This window comes from Rhodococcus sp. O3 (genome assembly GCF_048897285.1).
GTDB lineage: Bacteria > Actinomycetota > Actinomycetes > Mycobacteriales > Mycobacteriaceae > Rhodococcus.
The window spans coordinates 1-6077 of record NZ_JBMBTE010000194.1 but is presented as its reverse complement, the minus strand read 5'-3'; the positions used below and the strand labels follow the sequence as shown (position 1 = coordinate 6077).

4 protein-coding genes and 1 pseudogene are annotated in these 6077 nt (G+C 68.9%); all 5 read left to right on the top strand.

Annotated elements, in window-relative coordinates:
* Positions 1-224: pseudogene (locus tag ACN675_RS27140) on the top strand (DUF732 domain-containing protein); the annotation flags it as partial.
* Between the two features lie 19 nt (positions 225-243).
* On the top strand, positions 244-1203 hold the full coding sequence (locus ACN675_RS27135) for a cutinase family protein (RefSeq protein WP_420753767.1): 960 nt from the start codon (positions 244-246) through the stop codon (positions 1201-1203).
* A 145-nt stretch (positions 1204-1348) separates the two neighbouring features.
* A complete protein-coding gene (locus tag ACN675_RS27130) occupies positions 1349-2350 on the top strand; it encodes an LLM class F420-dependent oxidoreductase (RefSeq protein WP_420753765.1) in 1002 nt (333 codons plus the stop codon).
* A 188-nt stretch (positions 2351-2538) separates the two neighbouring features.
* Positions 2539-4428, top strand: coding sequence for a long-chain-fatty-acid--AMP ligase FadD32 (gene fadD32, locus ACN675_RS27125; protein WP_420753764.1), 1890 nt, complete (start codon positions 2539-2541; stop codon positions 4426-4428).
* Positions 4429-4478: 50 nt separating this feature from the next.
* Positions 4479-6077, top strand: a 1599-nt coding sequence (locus ACN675_RS27120) for a beta-ketoacyl synthase N-terminal-like domain-containing protein (RefSeq protein ID WP_420753766.1), incomplete at its 3' end; no start/stop codon positions are given.

The window sequence follows — 6077 nt, the reverse complement described above, 5'->3', positions numbered from 1 at the left end:
CCGAGGGCGTCGAGCCGTCCGGCGACGGCAGCAGCGCGATCAACACCGCCAACTACATCTGCGGTGCGATCGCCCAGGGCGGCAGCGAGGACGAGATCAAGACGATCGTCACGGCCCTGGTCGGCAGCGACGCCGTCGCCTCGGGGATCGAGATCACCGAGGAGCAGGCCGCCGAGACCGCGGACGTCTACATCGCGACCGCCAAGTCGACCTACTGCAGCTAGGGGGAGGATCCACAGCATGATGGCCAGGACGAAGACGAGGCGGCGCGGACGCGTCCTCGTTGTGATCGTTGCGCTTCTCGTCCTGGTCGTCGTGCTGGCGCTGTGGTACATCTTCGCCGGTCGGCTGCCCACGCCGGTCCCGCCGATCCCGCCGACGCCGGAGCAGCCGCAGTCGCAGCCGGCGGAGTGCCCCGACGTCCAGGTGGTGTCGGTGCCCGGCACGTGGGAGTCCGCGGTCGGCGACGATCCGTACAACCCGACCGCCAATCCGTTCTCGTTGATGTTGAACGTGACCCGGCCGTTGCAGCAGCAGTTCGATCCGCAGCGCGCGGACGTCTACACCGTGCCGTACGTCGCGCAGTTCTCCAACCCGATCGCGCTTCCGCCGGACGGTCAGCAGTCCTACAACAACAGCCGCACCGCAGGCACCGCGGCGATGGAGGACATCCTGACGCGCCGCTTCGCCGAGTGCCCGCTCACGTCGTACATCCTCACGGGCTTCTCCCAGGGTGCGGTGATCGCCGGTGACGTCGCGGCGAGGATCGGGGCCGGGAACGGGCCGGTACCCGCGGATCGCGTGCTCGGTGTCGCGCTCATCGCCGACGGCCGGCGCGACCCCGACGCGGCCCCGACGATCGGCCCCTCGGTGGCCGGGGTGGGAGCCGAGCTGGCGCTGGCCGGGCTCCGGCTGCCGGGTATCACCCTGACCGGTCCCCGGCCCGGCGGGTTCGGTGAGCTCGCCGACCGGACCGTGCAGATCTGCGCGCCCACCGACGGCATCTGCGACGCCCCGCCGGACGCACTCAATCCCGGCAATCTGCTCGCGAGCGCGCCGCGGCTGCTCGAGTACTACAACAATCCGGTGCACGCGATGTACAACACGTTCGTCGTCGACGACGCCGGCACCACGGCGACGCAGTGGGTCGCGAGCTGGGCCGCGGACAAGATCAACGCGGCGCCGACGCCTCCGGAAGAGTGATCCGCGGGTCTGGTTACCGGGCGGTAGTGTCGGCGGTCACGACCCGATACAATCTCTCCACCGTCGGCACTTAGACTCGACAATCGGCTGCGTCCGGGTGTCCGGGCCGTGGCGCACGGACACAGCACACTGGAGAGAAGGTTCGATGAGTGCGACCGACGGCTCCGCAGCACTTCAGCCGCGGAAGTTCCGCTTCGCCGCGGGTGGGGAGGGCAACGCCGAGGAAGGCGGGGCCAGGCGTTTCGTCAAGCTCGCGCAGCGGGCCGAGGAGCTCGGCTACGACAGCTTCATGATCCCGGACCACCTGGGCAACCAGGTCGGACCCATCGCCGCGCTCGGTGCCCTCGCCGTGGCGACCGACCGCATCCGGATCGGCACCGCGATGCTCGCGAACGGATTCCGTCACCCCGCGATCCTCGCCAAGGACGCCGCAACCATCGACGTGCTCTCCGGTGGCCGCCTCGAACTCGGGCTCGGGGCCGGCTGGATGAAGGACGAATTCGACAAGGCGGGCATCGCCTACGACCGTCCCGGTGTGCGGATCGAGAAGCTCGAGGAGACACTGCAAATCCTCGACGTGCTGCTGCGCGGCCGGGAATGCACGTTCGAGGGCAAGCACTACCGCATCGACGGCCTCAAGGGCAGTCCGCGGCCGCGTCAGGGCCCGCGGCCACCGATCGCGGTCGGCGGTGGTGGTCCGCGCATGCTCGCTCTGGCCGCCCGGTACGCCGACATCATCTCGGTGGCGCCCCCGACCAACAAGGACGGCAAGTTGTTGCTGTCCGGCATCACGATGGCAAGCACGATCGAGCGGGTGGAGACGATCCGGCAGGCCGCCGGTGATCGCTTCGCCGACATCGAGTTGAACTGGACTATCACCATGATCCTCGTCACCGACGACAAGCAGCAGGCCGCGGAGATGGCGCTGGGTGCGCTCGATCAGGGGTTCCCCCCGAACATCGAGGTCGACACCCGTCTGACGGTCGACGACATCCTCGAATCCCCATATCTGGCAATCGGTTCGCACGAGGAGATCGCCGATCGGATCCGTGCGGTGCGCGCCAAGACCGGCATGTCCTACGTGGGCGTCTTCCCGACCCAGATGGAGGCGTTCGCGCCGGTGATTCCCCTGCTCGCGGGGGAATGAGCCAGTGAGGATCTGTAACATATTCGTGATCTCGGACCGATGAACCGGTCCGACGGGTTGCACGTTCGCAGGCCACTCGGCAGCGAATGTGCGACGGTCCGTGTAGCGCGGGCCAACGAATCGCGAAGTAATGAACGGGGCGCAACCATGTCGGGTGGTTGTGGGATCGCTTCGACAGGGAGAAGGAATTGAGCGTCGGTTTCGAAGAGTTCATCGATGAGAACGGTCATATCGTTCTGCCCGAGGGCAACACGCTGCTCGATCACCTCGAGCAGCACACGAACGGTAACGGCGACGATCTCGCCTACCGCTACATCGATTACTCCCGCGAGCGCGACGGAGAGGTGCACGAGCTGACCTGGCGTCAGTTCGGCGTGCGGATGCGTGCGATCGCGTCCCGTCTCCAGCAGGTCACCAAGCCGGGCGATCGTGTCGCGATCCTGGCGCCTCAGGGCCTGGACTACGTCGTGTCGTTCTTCGCGGCCATCTACGCCGGCTCCATCGCGGTGCCCCTGTTCGACCCGGACGAGCCGGGCCACACCGACCGCCTGCACGCCGTGCTCGGCGACTGCACGCCCAGCGCGATCCTGACGACGACGTCGTCCGCTGCGGGCGTCCGCCAGTTCTTCCGTCCCCTGCCGGCCGCGCAGCGCCCCCGGGTCATCGCGGTCGACGCCATCCCCGATTCGGTCGCCGACACCTGGACGCGACCGGAGATCGGGACCGACGACATCGCCTACCTGCAGTACACCTCGGGTTCGACCCGGGTTCCGGCCGGCGTGGAGATCACCCACCGGTCCGTGCTCACCAACGTCGTGCAGATGGCCGACTCGATCGAGCTCAACGAGACCTCTCGCGGCGTGACCTGGCTTCCGCTGTTCCACGACATGGGTCTGCTCACGGTGATCCTGCCCGCGATCGGCGGCAAGTACATCACCATCATGAGCCCGCGCGCGTTCGTGGCGCGGCCCGGCCGCTGGATCCGTGAACTCGCCGCCGTCTCCGACGGTGCCGGCACGTTCGCCGCGGCCCCGAACTTCGCGTTCGAGCACGCTGCCGCGCGCGGCCTGCCGAAGCCGGGGGAGACCCTCGACCTGTCCAACGTGATCGGGCTGATCAACGGCAGTGAGCCGGTGACCACGTCCTCGATGCGCAAGTTCAACGAGGCGTTCGCCCCGTACGGCCTGCCGAAGACGGCGATCAAGCCGTCCTACGGCATGGCGGAGGCGACCCTGTTCGTGTCCTCCACCAAGAGCACCGACGAAGCGAAGGTCATCTACGTCGACCGCAGCGAGCTCAATGCGGGCCGCATCGTGAAGGTGGACCGCGAAGCGCCGGGCGCGATCGCCCAGGTGTCCTGTGGCTACGTCGCCCGCAGCCAGTGGGCCGCGATCGTCGACGCCGAGACGGGCGCCGAGGTCCCCGACGAGCACGTCGGCGAGATCTGGCTGCACGGCGACAACATCGGCATCGGCTACTGGGGTCGCAAGGACGAGACCGACGAGACCTTCCACAACCGGATCACGTCCCGTCTCGAGGAGAACAGCCACGCCGAGGGCACCGCGCCGGACGCCAACTGGCTGCGCACCGGCGACTACGGCGTCTACATCGACGGCGAGCTGTACATCACCGGTCGCGTCAAGGACCTCGTGATCGTCGACGGCCGCAACCACTACCCGCAGGACCTCGAGTTCTCGGCGCAGGAGGCCAGCTCGTCGCTGCGCCCCGGCTTCATCGCGGCTTTCGCGGTCCCGGCCAACCAGCTTCCCGTCGACGTGTTCGAGAACGAGGCCTCCGGCCTGAAGTTCGACGCCGACGACGCTTCCGAACAGCTCGTGATCGTCGCCGAGCGCGGCCCGGGTGCCGGCAAGGCCGATCCGCAGCCGATCGCCGACGCGGTCCGTGCGGCGATCTCGACCCGCCACGGTGTGACGGCACGCGACATCCTGCTGGTTCCTGCCGGTTCCATCCCGCGCACGTCCAGCGGCAAGATCGCGCGCCGGGCCTGCAAGGCCGCCTACATCGAGGGAACGCTGCGCGGGGGGTATCAGCAGCAAGCATTCCCCGATAGCGTGTAACAATTGTTCTCTTTCCCGGGTAGCGTGGTGGGTTGATGGCTGACACTGAAATGACCGTCGCGCAGCTGCGCGAGTGGCTGCGGAACTGGATCGCCGACGCGACCGGGCAACCGGCGTCACAGATCTCCGACGATCGTCCGATGGAGGAGTTCGGCCTCTCGTCGAGAGACGCCGTGGCCCTCAGCGGCGAGATCGAAGACCTGCTCGGCGTCACGCTCACCGCGACGATCGCGTACCAGCACCCGACCATCGCGTCGCTGGCCACCCGCATCATCGAGGGCGAACCCGAGGTGCCCGCCGCCGCCGACGACGCGTTCTACGCGGTCGGCGGCGTCACCGGCGCCAAGGACATCGCGATCGTCGGCATGTCCGCCCGGCTGCCCGGGCACGTGGACACCCCCGCGCAGATGTGGGAGCTGCTCGCCGAAGGCCGCAGCGGCATCACCGAACTGCCCGAAGGCCGCTGGTCCGAATTCGAGGGCGACCCGGTCGTCGCCGAGGCCATCGCGAACGCCAACACGCGCGGCGGTTACCTCGACGACGTCAAGGGCTTCGACGCCGAGTTCTTCGCGATGTCGCCGCGCGAGGTCGAGATGGTCGACCCGCAGCAGCGGCTCGCGCTCGAACTGGCGTGGGAAGCGCTCGAGCACGCCCACATCCCGGCGAACGAGCTCAAGGGCGGCTCCGTCGGCGTGTTCATCGGCAGCTCGGCCAACGACTACCAGCTGCTCGCGGTCGCCGACCCGTCCGCGGCCGACCCGTACGCGATCACCGGCACGTCCACCGCGATCGTCGCGAACCGGGTGTCGTACTTCTTCGACTTCCGCGGCCCGTCGGTCACCGTCGACACCGCGTGCTCGTCGTCGCTCGTCGCGGTGCACCAGGCCGTGCGTGCCCTGCGCGGCGGCGAAGCCGACGTGGCCCTCGCCGGCGGCGTGAACATGCTGCTCGCGCCCGCGGGCACCCTCGGCTTCGACGAGACCGGCATGCTCACCGAGGACGGCAAGATCAAGGCCTTCTCCGCCGACGCCAACGGCATCGTGCGGTCCGAGGGCGGCGGGCTCGTCGTCCTCAAGCGGCTCGAGGACGCCGAACGCGACGGGGACAACATCCTCGCCGTCATCGCCGGATCGGCCGTCAACCAGGACGGACGTTCCAACGGGCTGGTCGCCCCCAACCCGGAGGCGCAGGTCGACGTGCTGCGCCGCGCCTACCGCGACGCGCAGATCCTGCCGTCCGGGGTCGACTACATCGAGGCGCACGGCACCGGCACGGTGCTCGGCGACCCGATCGAGGCCGAGGCGCTCGGCAAGGTCGTCGGCCGCGGCCGGGACGCCGACAAGCCGGTCCTGCTGGGTTCGGCCAAGACCAACTTCGGGCACCTCGAGGCCGCGGCCGGTGCCGCGGGCCTGATCAAGGTCGTCCTCGCGATGCAGGAGAACCACCTGCCCGCGTCCCTGAACTACACCGCGCCCAACCCGTACATTCCGTTCGAGCAGGCCCGCCTGAAGGTGATCCCGGAGGGCGCCGACTGGCCGCGCTACACCGGCGCCGCCGTCGCGGGTGTCTCCGGTTTCGGGTTCGGCGGCACCAACGCGCACGTCGTGGTCCGCGAATACACCGGGCACGCGGGACTCGAGGAGTCCGAG